Genomic DNA, 26,033 nt, shown 5'->3' with positions numbered 1-26,033 from the left:
ACGGGCAAAAACCGTGCGAAACGTCGTCCCGCCGGGCTGTCTCCTTTCAGCACGAATGAGGTGATTTAACACATACCATGTCTATGTCTGAGTTCTTATACTGGCGTGTCGGAACGACGCTACCGAACGCCGCCGACTGAGGAATCCCTCGCCGCCACCGTTTTCGAAGCAGACTCTTCACTGCCACCGTTCTGGAAGCATACAGATGTTCTCTGAAAACGAACGATGGTTCCCGAAACCCACGACCGTTCCCCGAAAACAAATATAGTCCGACGGCATACGGTCGGACGATGCTGTTGGTCCTCTGCATCGACCTTGACGACGACCTCGGCCGAAAGACACGATTCGACACGCCTGTCGTCGGCCGAGATAGCGTCGAAGCCGCCGCGGTGGCACTTGCCACTGCCGACCCGGAGGACTCCGACTCGAACGTCTTGTTTCAGGGTATTCACGAACACGACTCCCTCGTCGCCGACGCGGAGGTTGACGAACAGGTGGAAGTCGCCGCCGTCACCGGCACGCAGGGGAGCGACGTGAAGGCGAACCGCGCCATCGGTGAGGAGATCGACCGCGTCCTCGCTGGCCTCTCGACCGGTGAGAACGTGAGCGCAATCGTCATCACCGACGGCGCACAGGACGAATCCGTTCTCCCGGTCATTCGGTCCCGCGTCCCCATCGATAGTGTCCGCCGTGTCGTCGTCAGGCAGGCACAGGACCTCGAATCGATCTACTACACGATGAAGCAGGTCCTCGCAGACCCCGAGACTCGTGGGACCATCCTCGTCCCGCTCGGTATTCTGCTCCTTATCTACCCGTTTCTCACGATCGCCAACCGCTTTAACGTGCCCGGAGCGGCCGTCTTGGGTCTCGTCTCTGCACTTCTCGGTCTGTACACGCTGTTCCGCGGTCTCGGACTGGAAACGGTCGTAGACGACGCTGTGAGTCGCGGCCGCGACATCCTCTATGAAGGTCGTGTCACGCTCATCACCTACGTTGCCGCGTTGGCGTTGATGGCCGTCGGTGGGTTCCGCGGCGTCGCGCTCTTGGAGGCCATCCAAGCCACGGTGGCCACGGATCCGACACCGCCGTTGATCCTCGCTGCACTCGTTCACGGAGCAGTCCAGTGGTTCGCCGCTGCGGGCGTGACCTCCAGCCTCGGACAGATAACTGACGAGTACCTCGCCGACCGCTTCAAGTGGCGCTATCTCAACGCCCCGTTCTACGTCGCCGCCATCGCCATCGTGCTCTACGTTGTTTCGGGCTTTTTCCTCAACGTCAACGGCGTTGCGGGCGTCCCCGGCGTCCAACCGTTCTCGCTCACCGACTTGGCTGTCGGCCTCACGGTCGGGACGCTTCTCGGCGTGTTAAGCACGCTCGCGTTCGCTATCGCTGAGTCTTGGTTTCCGACGGGCGTCGAACCGACGCGAGGATGAGAAACAAGACTCCTAGCGTCTATCGGGCGGTTCAGCGTTCGCGGACGACCACGAACTCCGCGAGGTCACGGAGGTAGCCGAGCGAGTCCGTTTCCGACAACTTCGCGGTATCGAGTGCGTCGAGTGCTTTATCCGATTGCTCTCGCGCACGCTGGTTCGCTTCGACAGGCGTCAGGTCCGTCACCTGCACCACTGACGGGCGGTCCATCTGTTCGTCCTGCCCGGTTGGTTTGCCCAGTTCGTCGGCGTCGGCGGTCGCATCCAGCACGTCGTCGCGTATCTGGAAGGCGACGCCGACGCGTTCTGCGTACTCGCCGAACGCTTCAACCGTAAACGGGTCGGCATCGGCGGCAACGGCTCCGAGTTCTGCTGCTGCACGGAACAGTGCGCCCGTCTTCCGTCGGGCAAGTTCCATGTACTCGGCTTCGTTCGTCGGCCGTGCAACCAACTCCGTCGCCTCCCCCTCACCGAGTTCGACCATCGACTCCGCGACAATCTGCATCGCGTGGTCGTCAACTGACAGGAGTGCGAACGCCTCGCCGAGGAGGCCGTCCGAGGCGATGATGGAGGGTCCGTACCCGTACTCTGCCCACGCGCTCGGCGTTCCACGACGGATGTCCGATCGGTCGATGATGTCGTCGATAACCAACGAGGCGTTGTGGACCAACTCGATGGCGACGGCGAAGTCAACCGCTGCGTCGGCGTCGCCGCCGCAGGCTTCGCAGGAGAGAATCGTCACCGCTGGGCGGACGCGCTTACCGCCTGCGAGCGCCACGTGGGCGAGTTCGTCCGACAGTTCGGGTGGATCAACCGCGTCGATGACCGCTTCGAGGCGGTCATCGACCATCGACACCCGACGCTCCAGATACTCCATTACCCGTGGCTCAGGATGCAGCGACAAAAGAGGTTCCGAAACGGTGCGTTCTCACCACTCGATTTCGTCTCCTGGAACTCGTCGATGCGTTCCGGAACAACGTGCGACCACCTTTTTCCGGACGCTCACAGGTTCGCGTCCGCAAAAATCTGGACCAAAAAGCCGCTACTGGAACTCGTCGATGAGTTCCGGAACAACGTGCGACCACCTTTTTCCGGACGCTCACAGGTTCGCGTCCGCAAAAATCTGGACCAAAAAGCCGCTACTGGAACTCGTCGATGAGTTCCGGAACAACGTGCGACCACCTTTTTCCGGACGCTCACAGGTTCGCGTCCGCAAAAATCTGGACCAAAAAGCCGCTACTGGAACTCGTCGATGAGTTCCGGAACGACGTCGAACAGGTCGCCGACGACGCCGTAGTCGGCGATGTCGAAGATCGGCGCGTTCGGGTCCGTGTTGATGGCGACGATGGTTTCGGAGCCTTTCATCCCGGCGACGTGCTGTACCGCACCGGAGATCCCGACGGCGATGTACACATCCGGCGTGACGACTTTCCCGGACTGACCGACCTGCCGGTTCTTCGGTAACCAGCCGTTGTCAACGATGGGGCGCGAGGACGACAGCGTCGCACCGAGGGCGTCGGCGAGTCGCTCGACGAGCTCGATGTTCTCCTCTTCTTCGATACCTCGTCCGACGGAGACGAGTACGTCGGCTTCGGTGATGTCCACGTCGCCGCCGCCGACTTCTTCGAATCCGGTGACACGGGAGCCGATTTCGGATTCGTCGGGCGTGAAGTCGAAGACCGCTACGTCGGCGTCGCCGTCCGCCTCGGTCGGTTCCCACTCGCCGCCGCGGATGGTGACGACCGCGCGCTCGGAATCGACTTCGATCGTCGTCTCGACTTTCGATCCGTACATCTCGCGCGTGACGGTCAGTCCGCCATCGAACGCCATGCCGATTGCGTCAGAGACGACGGGGAGGCCGAGACGGTTCGCCACTGCGGGTGCGTAGTCGAGACCGTTCACGGAGTTCGGCGTCAAGACGTACTGGGGATCCAGTTCCTCTGTGAGGGCGCACGCCGCCTGCGTGTACACGTCGTGGTTGAACTCTTCGCCGTATTCGACGGTGTGGATGGTATCGACGCCGTCGAGGTTCAGATGACTGGCGAACGTGTCCACGTCTCCGCTGATGATCGCGAGGTGCAGGTCGCCGCCCGTCGCCTCGGCAAGTTCGCGGCCCGCAGTCACGAGTTCGTAACTCACGTCGCGGAGGTCGCCGCGGCGGTGTTCGGCGACAGCGAGAATATCGCTCATTCCGCACCCACCCCCTTCTCGCGCAGGGCCGTCGCAAGTTGGGTGGCTTGCTCTCCTGCGTCACCCTCGAAGTACGTTGCGTCGGATTCCGTCTCGGGTTCGTACATATCGGTCAAGAACAGTTCGCTCTCGACGGCGGTGTGGTCGAGACCGAGGTCGGAGAGCGTTTTCGGGGCGATTTCTTTCGACTGCGCCTGCCGGATACCGCGGAGGCTAGCGTAGCGCGGTTCGTTGATACCGGTCTGGATGGTCAACACGGCGGGCAGGTCGATCTCGGTGAGCTCCTCTACGCCGCCTTCGAGTTCGCGGTGGACACGCGCCACACCGTCTTCGAGGACGCCCTCGGTATCGAGGTCGTTTACGACGGCACCCCACTCGAAGTCGATGGCGTCTGCGAGGGCGACACCCGTCGCACCGAATCCGGTGTCGTGGGCTTGGACGCCCGTGAGGACGATATCCGGGTCTTCTTCTTCGACGACGGCTTCGAGGAGGCGGACTTTCGAGTCCACGTCGAGGAACTCGGCGGCCTCCACGTCGTCGTCCCACACGCGGACCGCGCGGTCAACGCCTTTCGCGAGCGCCATGCGGATGGTCTCCTCGCTCCGCTCCGGGCCGATCGTTGCGGAGACGACTTCGACGTCCTCGTCGGACGCTTCAGCGAGTTGGACCGCCGTCTCAACGGCGTACTCGTCCCACTCGTTCAGGTCGTACTCGAGGTACCGCGGGTCGACGTCGAGGCCGTCTATCTCGAAGTCGTCTTCGACTTCTGCGACCTCTTTTACGGTCACGAGAACCTTCATCATCGACCACTACCCACAGGTACCGGTAAATCTTTTCGGAAACCCCGCTTCATCCGACCCGGATTTTTGTCCCGCGCCACTCACTCCTCGTTTTCGTCCTCGCCGGGGAGGGAGATGAGGTTCTCGCGGCCGAGGCGGAGTTTGTCCACTCGTCCCTCGTCCGCCATCGATGAGAGCAGTTGGGACACCTTGGCGTCGGACCAGCCGGTCTCTTTGACGATGTTCGCCTGCTTCATCCGTCCACCGCTCTCTTCGAGGAGGTACTCGACCCGCTCTTCGTCCGAGAGCAGGGAGAGGTCAACCTCGTCTTCCTCTGCTTCGGCAGCGTCTTCGACTGGTCGCTCGGACGGCACGTCGTCCGAAGTAGCTGGCGTCGATGTACTGACACCACCGTTTGTCGCTCCGCTGTCTGTTTCCGATGGTGGACCATGTGTCTCCGGGCCATCCTTTCGTCCGGAATCGGACCGCCAGCGCAGGATAACCGCTGCGACAACGATAAGCAGAGCGGCGAGAATGCCACCGCCCACAACGAGGTCCCACGGAATCTCCTGGATCTTTTCCGTCGATCGGTAGTAGGTAACGACTAGACGATCTCCACCTTCGAACGTCGATGGACCGTCGATGACTATGCCGTTTTTCTGTGGTTTCACTGGGATACTTGTGTTGTTCGTCCCGTACCCCGGTGGCGTTTCGATGACGAGCTGCTGATCACTTCCCAACAGCGAGAGCCACGTCCGTGACTCCTCGGACTCTACGCTCGGGAGAACGAACACATCGTCCAACGCGAGGCCGCCGTCCTCCGTTTTACGCAGGAAGTTCGTCCACCTAAATTCGACAGCTAGTGTTCCTGTCTCAGCCTCTCTATCGAGGCTGTACTCGTACGTTGCGTTCCGAATTCGCATTTCCCGACCGGTCGATTCGCTTGCTCGGTCCGCGATTCGACGGAACAGGTCGGCATCGACGCCAGCATCCGTAGTGCGGTTCTCGTACGCCTGCCCGAGGCGTTCGAAGGCCGCTGTCTCGTTCGGCGCGTCGAGGGTGTATCGGACTTCGACCCGCCATTTCGCGTCGCCGTTATCTTGGAGTGCGACTCGTATTTCGGTACGAGGCTGATCGCTGAGTGCGTCGTCTAACTGCGCCGGACTCACTGTGTCCGGTTCGGAGATATGAAACGCATCGCTATCGGTGGTCCCCGCGGACACAGCGGCGGGGATGACACCTGAGAACACGAGGAGGAGGGCCACAACCAACGCGGGTGTCCGCATTTGCTGAAACTTCTACGTGCAGTGCTGAAAATGCTTTCCATCGTACGCACACGTGCAACTACTCTGATTCCGAGCAAATAACGACGTTTTTTGTACTCCTCTACTCATTAACTGCTTATGAGAGCCCTCCCCGCGATGTTCGCCGTTGTCCTCGTGCTCTCTGCTGTCGCTGGGGCGGCGATCCCGGGGACTGCGTCACTTCCGGACGACGCAGTGTCGCCGGATGTCACGATTAATCCCGTCTCTGACGCCTATTCGGTCCAACAGTCTACCGAGCGTCCAAGTGGTGCTTCCGTAAATAACCAAACCGCGAGGAACGCGTCTATCCGTGTTCTCGGGATTCCGTCCGCCCAAGTTGACCGGAGTTCACTGGTGACGCGGACTGTCGAGTTGGGTCCGGCGCTTACGCTGGACGACAACGAGACGAAGATGCAGATCAAGACGCTCGCCGCTATTGACCGCATTAAGTCGACTGAATCCCCGGACCGCCGACAGCAGCTGATACTGCAGGAACTGACTACTATCGAACAAGCGGCTATCTCGCTCCGAGCGCGCCAAGAGACGACGCTCCAGGCGTACGGTGAGGGAAAAATTGACTCCCGTACGCTCCTCATCCGGTTAGCTATCATCGACATGCATGCGAGAGCGTTCGAAGACCGGAGTGACCGGATTCAAGAGATATCCAAATCGGTATCGGACTTCTCGGTGGACTCCCGTACCGCCTCGGTTGAACGCGAACTAGACACGTTCACCGGCCCGGTTCGCCAGCACGTGGGTGACGTACTGACGGGCAAAGCTGAATCTACGCGCTTTTTTGTCCAAACGGGACCGGAAAGCATCGTTCTCAGTACAATCCGACGAGATATCTACGTTCGTGAGGTGTACCGTGGCGATATCCGACGACGTGGCTCAGGAATTACGTCGGATATCGAAGCGTTGAATGCTACTGTCGCAGCGTACCCGAACATTAGCGCACTCCAGTACCGGCAGAACGGTACCAACATTGTCGGTACGGACGACAACAGTTTTCTTGTTCGCATCCGTCACGACCGAGGCCGACTGTTCGCGTTCGTCGATAGTGGCTCCCAGAGGGTATTCAAGGCGTTCCAATACCGTCCGCTCGACACGATGGAGCCTGAATCGACCCAGAGCGCGGTAAAAGACGGTCTCAAACTCACCGCTCATCAAACGTATTCCGGTGCCCCTGTCCGGTTCACGCTCAACGACACTGAGACAGGTGAGCCAGTCAACGCGTTGATAACGGTGGGTTTGCGTGGTGAACGGAGTACTGCTGTCGGTAAAACTGGCTCCGACGGGTCGTTGTGGACGATGGCTCCCGGCCAAGCGTATCAGGTGACCGCTATCAAGGGCAACTCGGTAGTTCTTCTCACGGTGGAACCCGGGAACCCACCGTTTGTAAACGGAAACCAGACGCAAACTGGAAACGCCTCTGCGGTTCCCGTGCCTGCCTAAACGGTCTACAGACAGGACTTCTGGGACCGTACCTTCTTGTCCGAAGACGGGACCACGGTTCATCGTGACCGACCGGGCACTCTCACCAGTCGTCGGAACGCTTGTCCTCGTGGGGCTTGTCCTCGTGGCGGCAACTGTCGTCGCGGCGGCAAGTGGGACCGTCGCGTCGGAGTTCTCGCCCCGCGACACTGCTTCGTTGCCGTCCGCGGCTGATCCGGTTGCGTTCTCCCTAACCGTGACGGGCAACCAGGTCGCGGTGACGCACGAGCGAGGGCCGCCAATACAGGTCGCTGATCTCCGGATCCATATCCTGGTTGCTGGCGACCCATTGGCCTTCCAGCCGCCAGTACCCTTCTTCTCCGCACGTGGCTTTCGGCCGGGACCGACGGGTCCATTCAACGTCGGGAGTGACGGCGTGTGGTCGGCAGGTGAAACCGGATCTGTCGTCATTGCCGGGACGAACGATCCGCAACCCGAACCCGGTGGGACTGTCACGGTCCAGATCTATCGGATCGGTTCGTCGCGGCCGCTGGCGACGTTGACAGCGTCTGCCGACCGCGATTAAGGAGTGTGTCTGCCGGACTAGGTGTCGGCTTCGATAGCCGCCTCGTCGTCGGCGTCGTCACGCTCGGGCGCCCGCGCGATAGTTGTGATCGCTTTCGGACTGCCGGGGTAGGCCTGCTGGATGTGATGTTCGATGTCTACGAAGCCCGCTTCCTCGAACATCCGCTGAGCCTCGTGTTCGTCGTAGAACAGCATGATTGCGTCGGCAACGCGTTGGAACAGGCCGCTCTCCGGATAGTCGGGACCGACGACGAGAACGCGACGACCGGGTTTGACGACGCGTCGGAACTCTTCGAGCGCGTCTACAGGGTTCGGCCAGTACTCGATAGAACCCGAAGACCAGATTACATCGAACGAGTTGTCGGCGAACGGAAGCCGTTCGGCGTCGCCCCGGTAGAAGCGAACCTCGTCGTTCTTGCCGAACTTTCCGAACGCTTTCTGCATCTGATGAATGCTCTGGTCGAGCGCGTGTACGTCGTCGGAGTAACGAAGGAGGCCCTCTGTGGCGAAGCCGGTCCCACAACCAACGTCGAGAACGCGGTCGTCGGGCTGGATTCCGAGGAGTTCCAGCGCGTCGTCGCGCATCTCCTCGTTCCAGATGTAAGGGTTGATCTGGTCGTACACCTTCGAGAGATACTTGTAGAACAGCCGCGCCCGTGACTTGTTCTCGAGGACTCCCATGGGTTCGGAGTTAGAACCCGTCGGTGATAACCGTGCGGATTCTCCTCGCCGCGGTTTATCGGGTCCGTTTCCTGTCGGGGGACAGTATCGATGTCGCGGGAGGTTTCCGCAAACACCTTATACGCAGGTAGTGCAACGTTTCGGTGATACGAGTATGCCGAGACCAGAGGTTCTCGAACGGATCAAAACGGCCGAGTCCGACGCCGACGACATCGTCGCCGATGCTGAAACCGACCGCGAGGAGCGAATCGCGGACGCGCGACGAAAGGCCGAAGAAATCCGTCAACAAGCCGAGGAGGAGGCTAAAGAATACGAGTCTGAGCGTCTCGCGGAGGCTCGCAAGGAGATCGAAGCGGAGCGAGAGACGATTCTGAACGAAGGCGAGGAGACCCGAAAGCGCCTCATCAGAGACGCCGAAGAAAACACGGAGGAAGCGGTCGAGTATGCAATCGACCAGTTCGAGGAGGCGGTGCATGCTCAGACCTGAACAGATGAGTAAGGTCTCGGTGACCGGGTCCAAGCGCGTGATGGACTCGGTCGTCGAGACGGTCCACGATCTGAATCTGCTTCACGTGACGGAGTACGACGATTCGTGGGAGGGTTTCTCCCCGGGCAGCCCCGTTGAAGGGGCCGAGAGCGCCTCGGACAAACTCGTCACCGTCCGCTCGCTTGAGAGCATCCTCGACGTTGACGAGGACGACGCGGGCCCGACCCGCATCGTCACCGACGACGCGCTGGAGGAGGAACTCGAAGAGATTCGGACGCAGGTCAACGAACTCGACGACGAACGGCAGGAACTTCGGCAGAACCTCCGAGACATCGAAGAGCGTATCGACACGATAGCGCCGTTCAAAGATCTCGGCATCGACCTTGATCTCCTGTCGGGGTACGACACGCTCCAAGTCGCCGTCGGATACGGCAAGCGCGATGCCGTCGAACGCGCCGTCGTCGATGCCGACCAACTCGGAGACTACGAGATACTCTCGGGCGACCGGACGATGGCCGTGTTCGCGCGGCCGACATCCGATGCGGACGATTCCGCACTCGCGGATACGCTCGTCGGCGCTGACTTCACGTCGCTCGAAGTTCCCGATGCTGACGGCTCACCGCAAGAGTACGTCCGCGAACTCGAACACGAGCAACAGCAGATTCGGTCCGACCTCGACTCTGTCGAGAGCGAACTTGAGAGTCTGAAGCTCGATGCAGCGGGCTTCCTCTTGGCGGCCGAGGAGAAACTCTCGATCGACGTGCAGAAGACCGAAGCGCCGCTCTCCTTTGCGACGACGGAGAACGCCTTCATTGCCGAGGGATGGATTCCTGCCTCGCGCTTTACCGAGTTCAAGAGCGCGCTCAAAGAGAACATCGGCGAGCGCATTCAGGTCGAAGAACTCGAACGCGCGACGTTCTCGAAGGACGGCACCGACCACGTGCGCGAGCAACCTGCTGGCGGAAGCGGTGGTTCGCCTGCGGCTGCCGACGGTGGCGAGGCGCGCGCGGACGGCGGTGCGGTCGTGATGCGCGACGACGAACCGCCGACGGTGCAGAACAACCCCGGTCCGATCAAACCGTTCGAGGTTCTCGTCCAGGCGGTCAGCCGACCGAGCTACTACGAGTTCGACCCGACGGTCATCCTGTTCCTGACGTTCCCGGCGTTCTTCGGGTTCATGATCGGTGACCTTGGCTACGGGCTTATTTACACCGCCATCGGCTACTTCCTCTACGCCAACTTCGACGACCGACCGGCGTTCAAGAGTATGGGCGGTATCACCATCGCAGCAGGCTTATTCACGGCGCTGTTCGGCATTCTCTACGGTGAGATATTCGGCCTGCACCTCATTGCAACGCACTTCTGGGAGGGTGTCGTCGGTCTCTCGCACGCCCCCATCCAGAAGGGTCTCTCGCCGGCTACGACCGATTGGGCACTCGGCTGGCTCGTCGTCAGCGTCCTGGTCGGTGTGTTCCACCTGAACATCGCGTGGATATTCGACTTCTTCGAGAATCTCGAACTCCACGATGCGAAGCACGCAGTCTTCGAGAGTGCTTCGTGGATCCTGATGCTCAACGGCCTCTGGATCTGGGTATTGTCGGACGCTCTCAGAGGAACCACGCCCGACTTCGTCTACGAAACCTTCTCGGCCAGCGGTGTCCTCCCGCTCGGGTTCAATGGGTTCCCAGCGATGGAGCTATTCACCATTCCGTGGGTCAACGCGCCGTTCACGCTCCCGCTGTTGGTATTCGTCATTGGGCTCGTCTTGCTCGGTCTCGGTGAACCTGTCGAGGTAGTCGAGTTCCTGAACGTGCTGGTGAACGTCCTGTCGTACACGCGTATCGCGGCAGTGTTGCTGGCGAAGGCCGGGATGGCCTTCACGGTCAACCTGCTGTTCTTCGGTGTGTACGTCACTGACGACGGCGGATGGCACTTCGGTCTCGGCCACATGCCTCACCTCGAGGAAACCGTTCACGGTCACGAGGTCGTCAATATCATGTTCGGCGGTCTCTTCCACGGTAGTGCCGCGGCGATTCTCGGCGGACTCGTCATCCTCGTCGTCGGGCACATCCTCGTCCTCGCACTCGGTGTGACGAGCGCCGGTCTGCAGGCCGTGCGTCTCGAATACGTCGAGTTCTTCAACAAGTTCTACGAGGGTGGTGGCCGCGACTACGAACCGTTCGGCTACAACCGTCAGTTCACGACCGAGGACTGAGGCGGTCACCTCAACTCGGTTTCTTTTTATTCGTCCGATAGCAACAGCACTGGGACGGCATTTTTGCGATAATATTGGTGTGAGGAGTCCCCTTCTCGGTGTTTTATCGAATCGGTTTGGGAAGCTTTATGAGATGCCCCCGGCCACATAGGCTTGTTCGGAGACGCAATCCGGTACTAAGAGGACGTAAACACAACATGCTCGAAAACATCCTACTTCAGACCCAGACAGCTGGCCCGGCAATCACTCCAAAAGCAGCAGCCGCTCTCGCGGTCGGCCTCGCCGCCTTCGGCGCGGGGTACGCGGAACGCGGTATTGGTGCTGCCGCGATGGGAGCCATCGCCGAGGACGACAGTCTCTTCGTCAACGGTCTCATCCTGACCGTTCTTCCGGAGACCCTCGTCATCCTCGCGCTGGTCGTCGTGTTCATCTCCTAAAGCACCCTCTCCCTTTCAATCAATGAGTTTGGATAACGTCGTCGAAGACATCCGAGACGAAGCCCGCGCGCGTGCGGAGGAAATTCGAGAGGACGGAGAGCAACGCGCCGAAGAAATCATCGAGGAGGCCGAGACGGATGCAGAAGAGCTCCTCGAATCGCGCAAGACCGACGTCGAACGTCAGGTCGAACAGGAGCGCGAGCAAGCGCTCTCCAGCGCGAAACTGGAGGCAAAGCAGAAGCGCCTCGAAGCACGCCGTGACGTCCTCGAGGACGTTCGCGGACAAGTCGAGGAGGAGCTCGCCGCGCTCTCCGGTGACCGACGCGAAACGCTCACCCGTTCGCTGCTCGACGAAGCGGCCGACGAGTTCGACGACGACGCCGATGTCGTTGTCTACGGCCGCGAATCCGACCAATCGCTCATCGAGGACATCCTCGAAGAGCACGACGGCTACGAGTTCGGAGGCACGTACGAGTGTCTCGGTGGCGTCGTCGTCGAGAGTCAGCAGTCGCGCGTTCGGGTGAACAACACGTTCGACTCCGTCCTTGAGGGCGTCTGGGAGGACAACCTCAAGGAAGTGAGTTCCCGATTGTTCGACCAATGAGTGCTGCCGGCGGTTCCAATCCCGAGTACGTAAACGCTCGCGTCAGAGCGCGCCAGAGCGCGCTGTTTAGTGACGAGGAGTACCGCAAGCTGGTTCGGATGGGGCCGGCCGAAATCGCCCGCTTTATGGAGGAGTCGGAGTACGAAGAAGAGATCAACGCGCTCGGATCCCGATTCTCGGGTGTTGACCTCATCGAGTACTCGTTGAACAAGAATCTCGCAAAACAGTTCAACGATATCCTCAAGTGGGCGGACGGCCGTCTGTACGACCTCATCGCTCGCTATCTGCGCAAGTTCGACGCGTGGAACGTCAAGACCGTCATTCGCGGTATCTACTCGGACGCCGAACGCGAGGATGTTGATTCCGACCTCATCCGCGCGGGCGAGTTCGACGACGACTTCCTCGACCGGTTGCTCGACGCAACCACTATCGAGGAAGTTGTCGACCGCCTCAACGGTACGATGTTCGATGTCGACCTCGAAGCGGCGTTCGAGGATTACGAGGAAACGGACGTGCTTGTTCCCCTCGAAAACGCCATCGACCGTGCCTACTACGAGAGCCTGCTCGAAGGACTCGTCGTTGACGAGGCGACACAGCAGTACCGCGAGTACCTCGAAGCGGAGATCGACTTCCGGAACGCCCGGAACGCGCTCCGTCTTGCGCGCAGTGGCGCGGACATCGACCCCGCCGATTACTACATCGATGGGGGGTCGCTGTTCTCCGCGTCCGAACTGGTGACGCTGGCACAGAACACCGACGAACTCGTCTCAAAAATCCGCGATTCGAAGTACGGCAACGAGCTCTCGAACGCGCTTGACGCACTCGAAGCGGCTGACAGCCTCATCGGCTTCGAGCGCGCACTTGAGACCGCGTTGCTCGAATACGCGGAGGGACTTGGTTACGTGTATCCGCTGTCGGTGAGTCCGGTTATCTCGTACATCCTCGCCAAAGAGCGTGAGGTGGACAACATCCGGGCCATCGCTCGCGGCCGCGAAGCAGGCCTCTCTGAAGACGAGATCGAGGAGGAGTTGGTCATCCAATGAGTCAGGAAATCGCCGTTATCGGCAGTCCGGACTTCACGACCGGCTTCCGCCTTGCGGGGGTTCGGAAGTTCGAGAACGTGCCCGACGAATCGAAGGACGAACAGCTCGACGAGGCCGTCAACCGGACGCTGGAGGACGAGGATGTCGGCATCATCGTGATGCACGACGGTGACCTCGACCACCTCTCCCGGCAGGTCCGCCAGTCCGTCGAGACCAGCATCGAACCGACGCTGGTTACTCTCGGCGGCGGTGCGGGCGCAGGCGGCCTTCGAGACAAGATCAAACGAGCCATCGGTATCGACCTGATGGAGGAGGACGAAGACTAACATGAGTCAGACACAAAAGTCCGTCCGCGAGGACGGCATCATCGCAAGCGTGAGTGGTCCCGTCGTGACCGCCCGTGACCTCGACGCCCGTATGAACGACGTCGTCTACGTCGGCGACGAAGGGCTGATGGGTGAAGTCATCGAGATTGAGGGCGACATCACGACGATTCAGGTGTACGAGGAGACATCCGGCGTCGGTCCCGGCGAACCCGTCGAGAACACGGGCGACCCGCTGACCGTCGACCTCGGTCCGGGCCTACTTGACACCATCTACGACGGCGTTCAGCGTCCGCTGGACGTCCTCGAAGACAAGATGGGTAGCCCGTACCTCGACCGTGGTGTTGACGCGCCCGGTATCGAACTCGACAAAGAGTGGGACTTCGATCCCGAAGTCGCGGAAGGCGACGTCGTCGAACCCGGCGACGTTGTCGGTATCGTCGAGGAGACGATCACCATCGACCACAAGGTCATGGTGCCGCCGGACTCCGAGGGCGGCGAAGTCACCGAGGTCAAATCCGGTGAGTTCACCGTCGAAGAAACCGTCGTGACACTCGACAACGGCGAGGAAATCGCAATGCGGCAGGAGTGGCCGGTCCGTGAGGCCCGTCCCTCCGAGACGAAGAAGACGCCCCGGACGCCGCTTGTATCCGGTCAGCGCATCCTCGACGGCCTGTTCCCCATCGCAAAGGGTGGGACGGCAGCCATTCCCGGCCCGTTCGGCTCGGGGAAGACCGTCACGCAGCACCAGCTTGCCAAGTACGCTGACGCGGACATCATCATCTACGTTGGCTGTGGCGAGCGCGGTAACGAGATGACGGAAGTTATTGACGACTTCCCGGAACTCGAAGACCCCTCGACGGGGAACCCGCTCATGGCCCGGACGTCGCTCATTGCAAACACGTCCAACATGCCCGTGGCGGCCCGTGAATCCTGCGTGTACACGGGTATCACCATCGCGGAGTTCTACCGCGACATGGGGTACGACGTGGCGCTCATGGCAGACTCCACCTCGCGGTGGGCAGAGGCCATGCGCGAAATCTCCTCGCGTCTCGAAGAGATGCCCGGCGAAGAGGGGTACCCCGCGTACCTCGCCGCGCGTCTCTCCGAATTCTACGAGCGTGCTGGCTACTTCGAGAACATCAACGGCACGGAAGGATCTGTCTCCGCTATCGGGGCCGTTTCCCCGCCGGGTGGCGACTTCTCCGAGCCGGTGACGCAGAACACGCTCCGTATCGTCAAGACGTTCTGGGCGCTGGACGCCGACCTCGCGGAACGTCGGCACTTCCCGTCCATTAACTGGAACGAGTCCTACTCGCTGTACAAGGACCAGCTTGACCCGTGGTTCGTCGAGAACGTCGAGGACGACTGGCCCGAGGAGCGACAGTGGGTTGTTGACGTGCTCGACGAAGAGGCCGAACTGCAAGAGATCGTTCAGCTCGTCGGGAAGGACGCCCTCCCCGAGGACCAGCAGCTGACGCTCGACGTGGCGAAGTACCTCCGCGAGGCGTACCTGCAGCAGAACGCGTTCCACCCGACGGACACCTACTGTCCGCCGGAAAAGACGTACCTCATCCTCACGACCATCCACACCTACAACGACGAGGCGTTCAAGGCGCTCGAAGCCGGTGTGCCGGTCGAAGAGATCACCAACGTCGATGCGCTTCCGCGCATCAACCGTATCGGTGTTCAGGAGGACTACGAGGAGTACGTCGCGGAGCTCAAAGAGGAAATCACCGAACAGCTTCGGGAGCTGTACTAAGATGAAAGAGTACCAGACAATCTCCGAGATCAGCGGCCCGCTGGTGTTCGCCGAAGTCGACGAGCCGATCGGTTACGACGAAATCGTCGAGATCGAGACGCCGCAGGGCGAGACCAAGCGTGGTCAGGTTCTCGAATCATCCGATGGCGTCGTCGCCATTCAGGTGTTCGAGGGAACCACCGGTATCGACAAGAACGCGTCCGTCCGTTTCCTGGGCGAGACGATGAAGATGCCCGTCACCGAGGACCTCCTCGGGCGGGTCCTCGACGGTTCCGGCCAGCCTATCGACGGTGGCCCGGAAATCGTCCCTGACGACCGACACGACATCGTCGGCGCGGCGATCAACCCGTACTCCCGCGAGTATCCTGAGGAGTTCATCCAGACCGGCGTCGCCGCCGTTGACGGCATGAACACGCTCGTTCGCGGACAGAAGCTCCCCATCTTCTCGGCATCGGGGCTTCCGCACAACGACCTCGCACTCCAGATTGCCCGTCAGGCAACGGTGCCTGAGGAAGCGGCAGAAGAGGGCGAAGAAGGGTCCGAGTTCGCAGTGGTGTTCGGCGCGATGGGCATCACGGCAGAAGAGGCCAACGAGTTCATGGACGACTTCGAGCGCACCGGCGCGCTGGAGCGCTCTGTGGTCTTCATGAACCTCGCGGACGACCCCGCTGTCGAGCGGACGGTCACGCCGCGGATGGCACTCACCACCGCCGAGTACCTCGCGTTCGAGAAGGACTACCACGTGCTGGTCATCCTGACGGACATGACCAACTACTGTGAGGCACTGCGCGAAATCGGTGCCGCACGTGAAGAGGTTCCGGGTCGTCGTGGATACCCGGGGTACATGTACACTGACCTTGCGCAGCTCTACGAGCGCGCAGGTCGTATCGAGGGCCGTGAGGGGTCTGTCACACAGATTCCCATTCTCACGATGCCCGGCGACGACGACACGCACCCCATCCCGGACCTGACCGGGTACATCACTGAGGGGCAGATCTACGTTGACCGTGACCTTCACAGCCAGGGCGTCCAGCCTCCGGTCAACGTGCTTCCAAGCCTCTCGCGGCTTATGGACGACGGTATCGGCGAGGGCCTCACCCGTGAGGACCACGCCGACGTGTCCGACCAGATGTACGCCGCGTACGCCGAGGGTGAGGACCTGCGCGACCTCGTCAACATTGTTGGCCGCGAGGCGCTGTCCGAACGCGACAACAAGTACCTCGACTTCGCCGACCGCTTCGAGGACGAGTTCGTCGATCAGGGCTTCGACACGGATCGATCTATCGACGAGACGCTCGAAATCGGCTGGGACCTCCTGTCGATGCTTCCGGAGGAGGAACTCAACCGTATCGACGAGGACCTCATCGACGAGCACTACCGCGAAGGCGAGACGGCCGAAGAAGTCACGGCCGACTGAAGCGGCTCCACACCGCGCGACTTTCTCCGTTATTCGACCTCGAGAAGCGCTTGCTGTACCATCCTGTATTCGACTCATCGTTCTGTGCGTCGCCCGAGTGAACCGCTTCGGGGTCAAGTCAAGGGAAATCTTCGATTTCCTGTATCCAGCAAATCGCAGAGCGATTTGCGAAACCCCGAGGCACCCGGCCTGCTCCGCCTGTAGATCCGCATCTCCGTCCGACGACTCGGCTCATCGTCGCCTCTCTCGCCGGAGTGACTGAAAAGGATTAACCTCCTCCATCTACAACCGTCCCGCAAGATGGCCGAAGACGTCAAACCGACTCGGAAGAACCTGATGGCGATAGAGGACCGCATCGAACTCTCCGAGCGAGGACACGACACGCTGGAACAGAAGCGTGACGGCCTCATCATGGAGTTCATGGATATCCTCGACCAAGCGCAGGACGTCCGTTCCGAACTCAACGAGAACTACGAGACCGCGCAGTCGAAGATCAACATGGCCCGCGCGATGGAAGGTGACGTGGCGGTTCGCGGTGCCGCTGCGGCCCTGAAGGAACACCCCGAGATCACGACGCAGTCGAAGAATATCATGGGCGTCGTTGTCCCGCAAATCGAGTCTTCGCGCGTGAAGAAGTCGCTGGACCAGCGTGGGTACGGACTTCTCGGATCTTCCGCGCGCATTGACGAGGCGGCCGACGCCTACGAGGAACTCCTCGAATCTATCATTCTCGCTGCCGAGGTGGAGACGGCGATGAAGAAGATGCTCGAAGAGATCGAGACGACGAAGCGCCGTGTCAACGCGCTCGAATTCAAGCTTCTTCCCGACCTGTACGAGAACAAAGAGTACATCGAGCAGAAACTCGAAGAGCAGGAACGCGAGGAGATTTTCCGCCTGAAGAAGATCAAGGCGAAGAAGGAAGAAGAAGCGAAGGCCGAAGCCGAGGAAGAGGCCGCCGAGGCGTCCGCCGCCGAGACGGTTCCGGCCGACGACTGAATCGGGGACTTCCCGGCCGGTCGCCCGCTATCGGGTATCCGCCAGTCGGCCGCCCGCGAATCGTCTCCGCGCCGACGAGAACGTCTTCGGTCGCTGTTCGCGTCGTCGTCTGACTGTCGCTGTTTTCCTCCCGATGGACATTTGACTGCCGCTGTCTTCCGTTTCGAACGTGAACTGCACGTATTGCGACGACGAACTCGTCGTCTTTGCCGTTCCGGACGATCTCCGCGAGTTCGCGCCTGACGAGGAGACAGCGTCGCTGTGTACGACGTGTCTTCGGCTGGACGTGCCGGCCGCGGACGCTGAGATCGACGAAGAGACTGACTTTACGGCCGTCAGCGACGCCTTCCCGTCGGGACGTGGTGGTATCGTGTTCGCCTTGTTCGTGGGAAAACTTGACTCACTGGCGCTGAACCGGTCTGCTATCGAGGAACTCGCAGTCGAGGCCGAACGCGCCGGTGCCGACCCGTTCTTGGCGCTCGATAGACTCGGTGACGACCCGACTGTTGACCCACACTTTGACTTCGAGCGTCGGCGGCGACAGATCGAATCGTTTCTGTCCTGAGACGGACGCGTGTCTCCGTTTGGTTGGTGCGCTCTCGTCGTCAGCGTCGTCTCAGTCGTCGTTGTCGCCGTCAAATTCCATTGGGTCACTCCAGCGGTCGTCCGGAGACACCGGTTCGACGGCGTGCGCTACCTCCGCTTCGTCGTAGTCGATGTCCGAGAGCGCCATGTTGAGCCGTTGCCACCGAGCGCTCTGTTCGTCTTCACCCTCCGGCCCGACGCGCGCACCGAACAGTTTGAAAAAGCGGTCGCCGCGGTCCAGTCGGGACCCGTCGGCGGTGTGTTTGTCGAAGGCAACGTCGAACTCTCCACCTACTTCCAAGTCTCCGACGGGGAAGTCAACGGCCGGGTCATCGTCGCTCTCGCGTGCTTCGGCACGGGCGGCGGCCGCGTTTCTGAAGAACTCGTCGGCGTTAGACGCTTCTCGTGATGATTCCGCGCGGGCGCACGCGAGCGCGGCATGGATGGCGCAGACTCGGCCCTTCCACGAATCCGGCTCCCACCGGTCGGTCGCTAACGTCTCGTATCGCTCTACGAGCAACGCCACGTTCTGTCCGGCGCGCAGATCCTCGACCACGTAGAGGTTCAGGCGGTCCCAGAGGTTCCACGCGTATCCCGAGCGTGCGAGTTCCCACGCGGCCCACGCGGCGACTTCCTCGTCGGAGCGTCGGACGGCCTTCTGGAGCAAACTGGACACGTCGTAGCGGTTGTACCCGCCGTCGGTCTCGCCGTCAGCTTTCGGCTCTCCCCAGTCGGTCGTCCCCTCGCGGGCCTCCGGCGGCGTCTCTGTGTCGAGACTGCCGTCGGACCCGAAGGTGGCTTGGCGGTCTTCGCCCATGGCCGCCGTGATGCGGGCGTCCGCAAAGTGTGGTCCGGTCTGGGACGGTCGCCCCCATGACGTTGGTATGACTCACCACGAGTGGATAAAATGACAATTAATATACTGGTGGTCTTCGACTGATCTCCATGCTCGACAGTCCCGCGGGAGATTCGTTTCGTTACGCTCTCAATCCGGAATTACTCAAACTCTACGCCGCCATCGTCGTCGGACTCTCTGGTTTGAGTTTGTCACAATACGACCTCTTCGACGCGCTTGTCGAACCTCTCGGATTTCTCCTCTCTGCTCCGTTCTTTCTGTTCGGACTCGTGTTCTCCGCCGGCGGCGTCGTTGGTGTCCTCCACCGCGTGCTGTCCGATACGAGGAAAACTCCCGAGTAAGGACGCAGGTACGGATGTCTGGACGGACGACGCAGAGCGCAGCAAACAGAATGTATCAGTACAGCGCCGGTCGTGAAACGAGGAGTTAGATTTAGACGCCGGTAGAGTATCGCAGAATACCCGCAACGCCGCCGAACGCGTCGTACAACTGCTCACCTTTCTCGAAGTCCGTCGAGATGAACTTCGTCTCGGTACCGCGCTGTTCGGCGATTTCCATGAGGTGTTCGATCACGTCCTCTCGGTCGGTCTTCTCGGCTTCCTCACCGCACTCGGTGCAGTCGTGGCCGGGGTCACCGTGGCGGCGGTCCACAACTTCGTACTCCTCGTGTCCGTTGGGGCACTCGTAGACGACCACGTCCGAACGAAGGTCCTCCGAGAGGAGTAACCGATCCACAGAGCCCATGATGAGGTTCTTCCGCGTGGGACCGAACCCGTAGGTGGCTTGCTCTCCCGTGTGGAGTTTCTCGAAGAACTCCTCCATCTGGGATTTGTCCTTCATCACCTCTTGGTCGGCCAGGACCTCCTGTGCCGCGTCTACGAGGTCGTACAGCCCGGACTCGTCGGTGTAGGAGACGTCGAACTTGCCGACGACGAGGTCGCCGAGTTCGTGGTGGAGATAGTCGCCGTCGAGGAACTCGTCTTTCGTCGGCGAGGGGCCGCCAACGAGGATCCCGCCCATCTCGTGCCGCTCGGGGACGAACAGGTCGTTGGCCATCCCGGCGACCTCCTGATAGAAGTTGTCGATAGCTTCGAGACGGAGTCGAGCGAAACGCTGGGCGGACTGGCCACCTTTGCGCTGTTTCCCGGGGACAAGCGACGACGCTGACTTGACCGGTTCGACGCGCTTGCCGCGCAACCAACCGACGTTCGCCTCGCGGCGGTCGAGGACGATGAGGCCGAACAGGCCCTTGTCGCTCAGCATGTCCTCTAACGGTTGCGTCAGGAAGTTCGAGTCACAGTGGTAGCGGAACGACTGGATCGGTTCGGGCGGGCTATCCAACACCCGCGTGACCATATCGGTCTGGCCGCCGCCGGAGTTGACCGCGCCGGAGAAGATGACGATTCCGTTGTCCGGGGGGAACGTGTCGTAGTAGCGGAGACGGTCCTTGATTGAGGTGAGAGCGTCCTGCACGTTCGTCCGCGTCTGCTTGGACTTGATGTTGGACGCCTCCGAGTGCTCCTGCGTGACGTGCGCCACCACGTCGGAAATCTGTTTATCGTCTGGAATGTAGATGGTGACGAGTTGCGTTCCGGACCCTTCGTAGTCGTCGAGTTCCTCGATGACCTTTCGGAACTCGTACTTCCGACGGTCCTCGTTCGCATCGCCGGCGTCAGTACTCATTACCATCACTAGTCTCTCGGGAAGCTAAGTAACCTTTGACTGGTGTCTTCGCACGCGCCCGCGGGGAGACACCGCACACTCCTCGGAATACCTTTATATGTTCGACGTGGGAGAGTCCGAACGACTAGACATGGGACGGGTGTACGCAGTCGTCAGCGCAAAAGGCGGCGTGGGGAAAACCACGACGACAACCAACCTCGCGGCGGCGCTGGCCGCTTCGGGTGCGGATGTCGCTGTGGTCGATGGTGACCTCGGGATGGCGAACCTTGCGGGGTCGCTGGGCGTCGATTCGTCGGGGGCGACGCTCCACGACGTACTCGCGGGCGAGGCCGAGCTTGAAGCGGCCACCCGGGGGGGACCGCACGGAATGACCGTTGTTCCGGGGTCGGCTGATTTAGATGCCTTTGCTCGTGCGGACCCAGAGGGTCTCCACGATGTTCTTTCGGCACTCCGCGAAAATCACGACTACGTGCTGCTCGACACGGGTGCTGGCCTCAGTAATGACACCGTCGTCCCCCTGACGTACGTAGACGAAATACTCCTCGTCTCTACGACCGGCCGCGATGCGCTCGGCGATACAGAGAAGACACGACAGGTCGCGGCGCGTCTTGACGTTCCCGTCGCGGGCGCGGTCATCACTCGCGTTGACCCCGATAACCCACAGCAGTCAGCCGTCGAATCGACGCTTGACGCAACTGTTCTCTCATCTATTCCGCGGGCGGATGTCGTCCGAAACGCAGGCGACGCGGGCGAACCGCTGACGACGTACGCGCCGGGGAGTTCCGCAGCAGCGGCGTACCGCGCGCTTGCGGCCGATTTGACCGGCGAGTCGCTTCCGAACGCCGACTCCTCCCCGATGCCCGAAACGGCCGCATCCGCGACGGACGGGGCAGTTGACGCCGCCTCGACATCTGACTCGGTTGCGACAGCGGGAAACGGGGCCGTTGAATCCGACCCGACCTCTGAAGCGGCCGCGGCCGAGACCGACGAAACGACGGCCACGGACGGACCGTCCGACGACAGTCAGGACGAAGAGGAAATCATTGTCGCCGGTGATCACGAGGCGGACGGCGAACCGGGCGATGTTAGGACAGCGTCCGACGACGAGGCGTCCGATGAACCGGCCGCGGACCCGCTCGGCGACGCTCGGGGCGTCGATGCGAACGAAGTCGCTGACGTTGACACCGCAGACGAACCGCTCATTGACCGCGACGGTGACACCGTTGCGGCTGACTCCACGACCGAACCCACTACGGACCCCGTAGATGTCGAAGCTGCGGACGCCGAATCTACGGACGACGAACCACTGATCGAGACAGCCGATTCGGCCGATGACTCGGACGCAGACGGCGACTCCGACGACTCGGACGAGCAAGCAGACACCGATGAGGAGGCGGCCACTGCTGAGGAAGCGGACACCGATGAGGGAACGGACGCCGACGAAACAGACGAAGAGGAAGGCGTCTACACTACCTCGCTAGCCGATGGGATGGACGATGACGAAGAGCAGGACGAAAAGAAGGGGCTGTTCGGTCGCTTCCTCGGCTGAAACGTTTCACGAACCCATCACGAAACAAGAAGTTCTTTTACTCGTCTGTGAGGAGTCATTGGTATGGCAGATTCAGGTTCGAACGTTCCCTTCTGGTGGATACTCTTGTTCGTCGTCTTAGCACTCGGTGCAGGTGCAGGAACCGTTTTAGCTCTCGGTGGCTCTCTGATCGCTTCCGGTGCGGGTGCCCTGCTGCCCCTCCTCTGATACGGCTAGCGTACTTGTTTCTCGGTAGTCGCGCTCGGTCCGAAAACAACTGATGAGCGGCCTGACCGTCCTCGGCCGCACCGGTGAGGCGTCCGGCCGTTCTACATCGACTCGGGCGCTTCGATGCCGAGCATGTAGAGTGCGTTCGCAACCGTGTGCTGGGCGGCCTCGACGAGACCGAGACGAGCGGCGGCGATGTCATCGTCGTCCGCGTTGAGAACCGAACACTCGCGGTAGAACGTGTTGAACGTCTCTGCGAACTCTCGGACGTACGTGGCAACCACGTGCGGCTCTAGGTCGTCTGCGGCCTGTTCGACCACGGCCGGGAATCGAGCGATGACGCGAAGCAACTCTTGTTCGGCTTCCGTGTCGAGAAGCGACATCTCCGTGGCGGCTTCGATGCCCGCTGCGGACGCTTCGTTCAGAATCCCGCAGCATCGCGCGTGGACGTACTGGACGTACGGCGCGGATTGGGCCTCGAAGTCCAGCGCACGTTCCCACTCGAACGTGATTCCCTTCGTCGGCTGTTTTGAGACGATGTCGTAGCGGACGGCACCGATGCCAACCTGCCGGGCGATCCGTTCGATGTCTTCTTCATCGAGGTCGTCGTCGCGGATGCGCGAGTCGAGGCGCTCTTCGACCTCCTCGCGGGCGCGTTTCACTGACTCGTCAAGCAGGTCGTCGAGGTCCACACCCGTCCCTTTCCGGGTCGACATCCCGCCCTCGGGGAGGTTGACCCACGAGTAGAACGTCTGACGGAGTTGGTCGGTGTCGTTGCCGAGGATTTCGAGCGCGGCGTCTAACTGCTCGGCTTGGAGTTTGTGGTCCTCGCCGAGAACGGTGACGGCCTCGTCGTAGTTGTTGAACTTCCACTCGTGGTGAGCCAGATCACGCGTCGTGTACAGCGTCGTTCCGTCCGAACGGAGGAAGACGAGATTCTTCTCGAAGCCGAACTCCGAGAGGTCGAGTTGCCACGCGTCCTCCTCGTACACCGCGTACTCGGAGTCTTTGAGGCGCTCGACCACGTCGTCGGCGTCGCCGTTGCGGATAAACTTCGTCTCTTTGATGAACTCGTCGAAGAACGCCGGGAGGCGTTCCAGCGACTCGCGCATTCCACCGAGGACTTGGTCTACGACGACGGCGACGCGTTCGTACGTCTCCTCGTCGCCCGCCTCGAGTCCCTGCATGATCTCCGCGATTTCGGCTTCGGCGGCCTCGACTTCGTCCTCGTCGGCGTCTTCGAGGTAGGCGTTGCCCTTGCGGTAGTAGCGGACGAGGTCGTAGTCCGAACGGTCGCGCTCGGGTTCGGGCAGTTCGGATTCGTCGAACGTCTCGTACGCCCACGTGAACACTGCGACCTGCCGCCCGGCGTCGTTGACGTAGTAATGGCGGTCAACGTCGTTGCCTGCGAATTCGAGGACGCGGGCGATAGCGTCACCGAGGATGGGATTGCGTGCGCGGCCGACGTGAACCGGTCCCGTCGGGTTCGCGGAGGTGTGTTCGATCACTACGTCTTTGCCCGTCTCCGGCAAGTGACCGTACTCTTCATCCCGCCCCGCTTCGAGCGTCTCCGCGTAGTAAGCGTCCGAGACGAAGAAGTTCACGTAGGGGCCTTGCGGTTCGGCGCGTTCGAGGTACGTGTACGGCGTCGCGTCTATCGCATCTGCGATATCGGCAGCGACTTTCGGCGGCGGCGCGCCCACCTCACTCGCCATCCGGAAGGCGACGCTGGAGGCGAGTGTCGCTGGCACGTCCTCCGGCGGCTCTTCGACGCCGAGGTCGTCGGTCGGAAGGTCGAGCGAGGAGAGTGCGGCTTCGACCGCGTCCTCGACCTCCGAACGGAGTTCTCTGAACATACCTGTGATTCAGGAGGTGCGGCTAAAGGCCTTTCCGAACGTCGTCATCCCCGTCCGTGCCATCGGTTCCGGGATCGACGCACTTACCTCGTGAGCGCCCAAACGAAAAACTAACACACAGTTGGCATCTCGTTTCTCGCTCTCCCACACCATCTCACTTCTGAGATGCATCTCATATTCGGTATTCTTATCCGTCCCTATTTCCAACTACAGATGATGTCTGAATCGGCTCTGACTGCCGTCGGGTACGACGAACTGGCCGCGCTGAAGTTCGTCGCTCTCGAAGGCGGTCGAACCGGCCCCGTGAAAGTCTCGTGTTCCGGTCTCGCCGACCGTCTCGACGCTTCGGCGCAGACTGCCTCTCGCCGCCTCCAACGACTGGATGAGGCAGGCTACGTTGACCGCGACGTCGTGTCGGACGGCCAGTGGGTCGCTATTACTGAAGACGGCGAAGTCGCGCTCCACCACGAGTACGCCGACTACCGACTAATCTTCGAGGAAGAGGACGCCGACAGTGTCGAACTCACCGGGACCGTCACGAGTGGGATGGGCGAGGGTCGCCACTACATCTCGCTCCCGGGCTACATGGAGCAGTTCGAAGACCGACTCGGCTACGAACCGTTTGCCGGGACGCTCAACGTCGAACTCGACGAGGAAAGCGTCCGGACGCGCGCCGCGATGGCGTCGCTCGATGCCGTTCCGATTGACGGCTGGGAAGATGAAGACCGGACGTTCGGCCCGGCGACGTGCTATGCTGCAACGGTTCGTCACGACGGCGAAGCGTTCGATACCTCGCACATCATCGTCCCCGAACGAACTCATCACGACGAATCGAAGGCAGAGATAATCGCACCTGAGAAACTGCGGGACGAACTGGACCTCGATGACGGCGACGAAGTGACTATCGTTGTGGAGGCGGTGTAGATGGTGCAGCGAACCGACGACGCCCTTTCGAGTGCCCTCTCCGCGCTCAGCGCGGGAGAACCGATTCTCGTCCACGACTTCGACGACCGGGAAGGTGAGACGGACGTTGTTTACCCCGCAGGTGCCGTCGAACCGGCCGATGTGGCGCGACTCCGTAACGACGCCGGTGGCCTCGTCTGTGTCGCCCTCTCGCATGAGGTAAGCGAGGAACTCGGATTACCGTTCTTAGACGGTGTTATCGACCACCCCACGGCCGCCGACCACGAGTTGGCGTACGACGACCGCTCCTCGTTCTCGCTTCCGGTCAACCACCGGGACACGTTCACCGGAATCACCGACGAGGACCGCGCGCTCACCATCACTGAACTGAGTGCGGCGGCCGAACGCGTCCCCGACGGTGACTACGGAGCGGACGACTTCGCAGCCGAGTTCCGGTCGCCCGGCCACGTCAACCTCCTTCGCGGCGCGCCGAACTTGCTTTCGGACCGGCAGGGCCACACTGAACTCGGCCTCGCTCTCGCCGCCGAAGCGGATCTTCCTGCGGCCGTCGTCGTCTGCGAGATGCTTGACGACGAGTCCGGAACAGCGCTCTCACCCGCCGCCGCCCTCGACTACGCGAATCGGCACGACCTCGTGTACGTCGAAGGTATGGACGTGGTCGAACGACTCGCCTGATTGGTCACTTC

Annotated in this window: 26 protein-coding genes; 18 read left to right on the top strand and 8 right to left on the bottom strand. The window is 61.3% G+C overall.

Going from position 1 to position 26,033, the window contains the following annotated elements; translation table 11 throughout:
* Positions 1-290 precede the first annotated feature (290 nt).
* On the top strand, positions 291-1,433 hold the full coding sequence (locus tag HBOR_RS13870; protein WP_006053567.1) for a DUF373 family protein: 1,143 nt from the start codon (positions 291-293) through the stop codon (positions 1,431-1,433).
* A gap of 31 nt (positions 1,434-1,464) precedes the next feature.
* Here HBOR_RS13870 and HBOR_RS13865 read toward each other — a convergent pair whose 3' ends face one another.
* From HBOR_RS13865 to HBOR_RS13850, 4 genes are all read right to left on the bottom strand, one after another.
* Positions 1,465-2,307 (bottom strand): polyprenyl synthetase family protein, encoded by an 843-nt coding sequence (locus tag HBOR_RS13865; RefSeq protein WP_006053566.1) that lies wholly within the window; start codon positions 2,305-2,307, stop codon positions 1,465-1,467.
* Positions 2,308-2,666: 359 nt separating this feature from the next.
* Positions 2,667-3,620 carry an electron transfer flavoprotein subunit alpha/FixB family protein gene (locus tag HBOR_RS13860; protein ID WP_006053565.1) on the bottom strand — a complete coding sequence of 318 codons (954 nt, stop codon included), beginning with the start codon at positions 3,618-3,620 and terminating at the stop codon, positions 2,667-2,669.
* Complete coding sequence (locus HBOR_RS13855) at positions 3,617-4,420, bottom strand: electron transfer flavoprotein subunit beta/FixA family protein (protein WP_006053564.1); 804 nt, start codon at positions 4,418-4,420, stop codon at positions 3,617-3,619. Before HBOR_RS13855 ends, HBOR_RS13860 begins: the two co-directional genes overlap by 4 nt.
* A gap of 80 nt (positions 4,421-4,500) precedes the next feature.
* Entirely contained in the window at positions 4,501-5,685 is a 1,185-nt protein-coding gene (locus tag HBOR_RS13850) for a helix-turn-helix transcriptional regulator (protein WP_006053563.1), read from the bottom strand.
* Positions 5,686-5,802: 117 nt separating this feature from the next.
* Here HBOR_RS13850 and HBOR_RS13845 point away from each other — a divergent pair, with 117 nt between their 5' ends.
* Positions 5,803-7,158, top strand: a complete 1,356-nt coding sequence (locus tag HBOR_RS13845) for a DUF7094 domain-containing protein (protein ID WP_241432286.1) — start codon at positions 5,803-5,805, stop codon at positions 7,156-7,158.
* A 64-nt stretch (positions 7,159-7,222) separates the two neighbouring features.
* Positions 7,223-7,723, top strand: coding sequence for a type IV pilin (locus HBOR_RS13840; RefSeq protein ID WP_006053561.1), 501 nt, complete (start codon positions 7,223-7,225; stop codon positions 7,721-7,723).
* Between the two features lie 17 nt (positions 7,724-7,740).
* Here the strand turns inward: HBOR_RS13840 and HBOR_RS13835 are convergent, their stop codons facing one another.
* Positions 7,741-8,403 carry a methyltransferase domain-containing protein gene (locus HBOR_RS13835; protein WP_006053560.1) on the bottom strand — a complete coding sequence of 221 codons (663 nt, stop codon included), beginning with the start codon at positions 8,401-8,403 and terminating at the stop codon, positions 7,741-7,743.
* 154 nt (positions 8,404-8,557) lie between these two features.
* Here HBOR_RS13835 and ahaH point away from each other — a divergent pair, with 154 nt between their 5' ends.
* The 10 genes from ahaH to HBOR_RS13785 all read left to right on the top strand — a co-directional run bounded on the left by ahaH (position 8,558) and on the right by HBOR_RS13785 (position 18,252).
* The gene (gene ahaH, locus HBOR_RS13830) at positions 8,558-8,890 is read left to right on the top strand and encodes an ATP synthase archaeal subunit H (protein ID WP_006053559.1); all 333 of its coding nucleotides are present in this window, start codon (positions 8,558-8,560) and stop codon (positions 8,888-8,890) included.
* Positions 8,877-11,105: a V-type ATP synthase subunit I gene (locus tag HBOR_RS13825; RefSeq protein WP_006053558.1), complete on the top strand. Its 2,229-nt coding sequence runs from the start codon at positions 8,877-8,879 to the stop codon at positions 11,103-11,105. Before ahaH ends, HBOR_RS13825 begins: the two co-directional genes overlap by 14 nt.
* A 197-nt stretch (positions 11,106-11,302) precedes the next feature.
* Positions 11,303-11,542 (top strand): hypothetical protein, encoded by a 240-nt coding sequence (locus HBOR_RS13820; RefSeq protein WP_006053557.1) that lies wholly within the window; start codon positions 11,303-11,305, stop codon positions 11,540-11,542.
* A gap of 22 nt (positions 11,543-11,564) precedes the next feature.
* Positions 11,565-12,146, top strand: a complete 582-nt coding sequence (locus HBOR_RS13815; RefSeq protein ID WP_006053556.1) for a V-type ATP synthase subunit E — start codon at positions 11,565-11,567, stop codon at positions 12,144-12,146.
* The gene (locus HBOR_RS13810) at positions 12,143-13,189 is read left to right on the top strand and encodes a V-type ATP synthase subunit C (protein WP_006053555.1); all 1,047 of its coding nucleotides are present in this window, start codon (positions 12,143-12,145) and stop codon (positions 13,187-13,189) included. Before HBOR_RS13815 ends, HBOR_RS13810 begins: the two co-directional genes overlap by 4 nt.
* Positions 13,186-13,515 (top strand): V-type ATP synthase subunit F, encoded by a 330-nt coding sequence (locus tag HBOR_RS13805; protein ID WP_006053554.1) that lies wholly within the window; start codon positions 13,186-13,188, stop codon positions 13,513-13,515. The genes HBOR_RS13810 and HBOR_RS13805 overlap by 4 nt, the downstream gene beginning before the upstream one ends.
* 1 nt (position 13,516) lies before the next feature.
* A complete protein-coding gene (locus tag HBOR_RS13800) occupies positions 13,517-15,274 on the top strand; it encodes an ATP synthase subunit A (protein ID WP_006053553.1) in 1,758 nt (585 codons plus the stop codon).
* Between the two features lies 1 nt (position 15,275).
* Positions 15,276-16,691, top strand: coding sequence for an ATP synthase subunit B (locus tag HBOR_RS13795; RefSeq protein ID WP_006053552.1), 1,416 nt, complete (start codon positions 15,276-15,278; stop codon positions 16,689-16,691).
* A gap of 300 nt (positions 16,692-16,991) precedes the next feature.
* Positions 16,992-17,687, top strand: coding sequence for a V-type ATP synthase subunit D (locus HBOR_RS13790; RefSeq protein ID WP_006053551.1), 696 nt, complete (start codon positions 16,992-16,994; stop codon positions 17,685-17,687).
* 169 nt (positions 17,688-17,856) lie between these two features.
* Positions 17,857-18,252 (top strand): DUF6276 family protein, encoded by a 396-nt coding sequence (locus HBOR_RS13785; protein ID WP_006053550.1) that lies wholly within the window; start codon positions 17,857-17,859, stop codon positions 18,250-18,252.
* A 51-nt stretch (positions 18,253-18,303) separates the two neighbouring features.
* Here the strand turns inward: HBOR_RS13785 and HBOR_RS13780 are convergent, their stop codons facing one another.
* Complete coding sequence (locus tag HBOR_RS13780) at positions 18,304-19,089, bottom strand: hypothetical protein (RefSeq protein WP_006053549.1); 786 nt, start codon at positions 19,087-19,089, stop codon at positions 18,304-18,306.
* Positions 19,090-19,217: 128 nt separating this feature from the next.
* Here HBOR_RS13780 and HBOR_RS13775 point away from each other — a divergent pair, with 128 nt between their 5' ends.
* A complete protein-coding gene (locus tag HBOR_RS13775) occupies positions 19,218-19,469 on the top strand; it encodes a hypothetical protein (protein ID WP_006053548.1) in 252 nt (83 codons plus the stop codon).
* 91 nt (positions 19,470-19,560) lie between these two features.
* Here HBOR_RS13775 and prf1 read toward each other — a convergent pair whose 3' ends face one another.
* Positions 19,561-20,811, bottom strand: a complete 1,251-nt coding sequence (prf1, locus tag HBOR_RS13770; protein WP_006053547.1) for a peptide chain release factor aRF-1 — start codon at positions 20,809-20,811, stop codon at positions 19,561-19,563.
* Between the two features lie 97 nt (positions 20,812-20,908).
* Here prf1 and minD point away from each other — a divergent pair, with 97 nt between their 5' ends.
* A complete protein-coding gene (gene minD, locus HBOR_RS13765; protein WP_006053546.1) occupies positions 20,909-22,360 on the top strand; it encodes a cell division ATPase MinD in 1,452 nt (483 codons plus the stop codon).
* Between the two features lie 63 nt (positions 22,361-22,423).
* Entirely contained in the window at positions 22,424-22,567 is a 144-nt protein-coding gene (locus tag HBOR_RS20055; RefSeq protein ID WP_165351509.1) for a hypothetical protein, read from the top strand.
* A gap of 101 nt (positions 22,568-22,668) precedes the next feature.
* Here HBOR_RS20055 and argS read toward each other — a convergent pair whose 3' ends face one another.
* Complete coding sequence (gene argS, locus HBOR_RS13760) at positions 22,669-24,423, bottom strand: arginine--tRNA ligase (protein WP_006053545.1); 1,755 nt, start codon at positions 24,421-24,423, stop codon at positions 22,669-22,671.
* Between the two features lie 216 nt (positions 24,424-24,639).
* Here argS and HBOR_RS13755 point away from each other — a divergent pair, with 216 nt between their 5' ends.
* Positions 24,640-25,347, top strand: coding sequence for a DUF120 domain-containing protein (locus tag HBOR_RS13755; RefSeq protein WP_006053544.1), 708 nt, complete (start codon positions 24,640-24,642; stop codon positions 25,345-25,347).
* Positions 25,348-26,022, top strand: coding sequence for a 3,4-dihydroxy-2-butanone-4-phosphate synthase (ribB, locus tag HBOR_RS13750; RefSeq protein WP_006053543.1), 675 nt, complete (start codon positions 25,348-25,350; stop codon positions 26,020-26,022).
* Positions 26,023-26,033: the final 11 nt, after the last annotated feature.

This window comes from Halogeometricum borinquense DSM 11551 (genome assembly GCF_000172995.2).
Classification (GTDB): domain Archaea; phylum Halobacteriota; class Halobacteria; order Halobacteriales; family Haloferacaceae; genus Halogeometricum; species Halogeometricum borinquense.
This window is presented reverse-complemented; position numbering and strand designations above follow the sequence as displayed.

Excerpts from the sequence above, each read along its gene's own strand:
- HBOR_RS13870 (WP_006053567.1), top strand. The coding sequence starts at position 291 with ATGCTGTTGGTCCTCTGCATCGACCTTGACGACGACCTCGGCCGAAAG.
- HBOR_RS13865 (WP_006053566.1), bottom strand. The coding sequence starts at position 2,307 with ATGGAGTATCTGGAGCGTCGGGTGTCGATGGTCGATGACCGCCTCGAA.
- HBOR_RS13860 (WP_006053565.1), bottom strand. The coding sequence starts at position 3,620 with ATGAGCGATATTCTCGCTGTCGCCGAACACCGCCGCGGCGACCTCCGC.
- HBOR_RS13855 (WP_006053564.1), bottom strand. The coding sequence starts at position 4,420 with ATGAAGGTTCTCGTGACCGTAAAAGAGGTCGCAGAAGTCGAAGACGAC.
- HBOR_RS13850 (WP_006053563.1), bottom strand. The coding sequence starts at position 5,685 with ATGCGGACACCCGCGTTGGTTGTGGCCCTCCTCCTCGTGTTCTCAGGT.
- HBOR_RS13845 (WP_241432286.1), top strand. The coding sequence starts at position 5,803 with ATGAGAGCCCTCCCCGCGATGTTCGCCGTTGTCCTCGTGCTCTCTGCT.
- HBOR_RS13835 (WP_006053560.1), bottom strand. The coding sequence starts at position 8,403 with ATGGGAGTCCTCGAGAACAAGTCACGGGCGCGGCTGTTCTACAAGTAT.
- ahaH (WP_006053559.1), top strand. The coding sequence starts at position 8,558 with ATGCCGAGACCAGAGGTTCTCGAACGGATCAAAACGGCCGAGTCCGAC.
- HBOR_RS13825 (WP_006053558.1), top strand. The coding sequence starts at position 8,877 with ATGCTCAGACCTGAACAGATGAGTAAGGTCTCGGTGACCGGGTCCAAG.
- HBOR_RS13820 (WP_006053557.1), top strand. The coding sequence starts at position 11,303 with ATGCTCGAAAACATCCTACTTCAGACCCAGACAGCTGGCCCGGCAATC.
- HBOR_RS13815 (WP_006053556.1), top strand. The coding sequence starts at position 11,565 with ATGAGTTTGGATAACGTCGTCGAAGACATCCGAGACGAAGCCCGCGCG.
- HBOR_RS13810 (WP_006053555.1), top strand. The coding sequence starts at position 12,143 with ATGAGTGCTGCCGGCGGTTCCAATCCCGAGTACGTAAACGCTCGCGTC.
- HBOR_RS13805 (WP_006053554.1), top strand. The coding sequence starts at position 13,186 with ATGAGTCAGGAAATCGCCGTTATCGGCAGTCCGGACTTCACGACCGGC.
- HBOR_RS13800 (WP_006053553.1), top strand. The coding sequence starts at position 13,517 with ATGAGTCAGACACAAAAGTCCGTCCGCGAGGACGGCATCATCGCAAGC.
- HBOR_RS13795 (WP_006053552.1), top strand. The coding sequence starts at position 15,276 with ATGAAAGAGTACCAGACAATCTCCGAGATCAGCGGCCCGCTGGTGTTC.
- HBOR_RS13790 (WP_006053551.1), top strand. The coding sequence starts at position 16,992 with ATGGCCGAAGACGTCAAACCGACTCGGAAGAACCTGATGGCGATAGAG.
- HBOR_RS13780 (WP_006053549.1), bottom strand. The coding sequence starts at position 19,089 with ATGGGCGAAGACCGCCAAGCCACCTTCGGGTCCGACGGCAGTCTCGAC.
- HBOR_RS13775 (WP_006053548.1), top strand. The coding sequence starts at position 19,218 with ATGCTCGACAGTCCCGCGGGAGATTCGTTTCGTTACGCTCTCAATCCG.
- prf1 (WP_006053547.1), bottom strand. The coding sequence starts at position 20,811 with ATGAGTACTGACGCCGGCGATGCGAACGAGGACCGTCGGAAGTACGAG.
- minD (WP_006053546.1), top strand. The coding sequence starts at position 20,909 with ATGTTCGACGTGGGAGAGTCCGAACGACTAGACATGGGACGGGTGTAC.
- HBOR_RS20055 (WP_165351509.1), top strand. The coding sequence starts at position 22,424 with ATGGCAGATTCAGGTTCGAACGTTCCCTTCTGGTGGATACTCTTGTTC.
- argS (WP_006053545.1), bottom strand. The coding sequence starts at position 24,423 with ATGTTCAGAGAACTCCGTTCGGAGGTCGAGGACGCGGTCGAAGCCGCA.
- HBOR_RS13755 (WP_006053544.1), top strand. The coding sequence starts at position 24,640 with ATGTCTGAATCGGCTCTGACTGCCGTCGGGTACGACGAACTGGCCGCG.
- ribB (WP_006053543.1), top strand. The coding sequence starts at position 25,348 with ATGGTGCAGCGAACCGACGACGCCCTTTCGAGTGCCCTCTCCGCGCTC.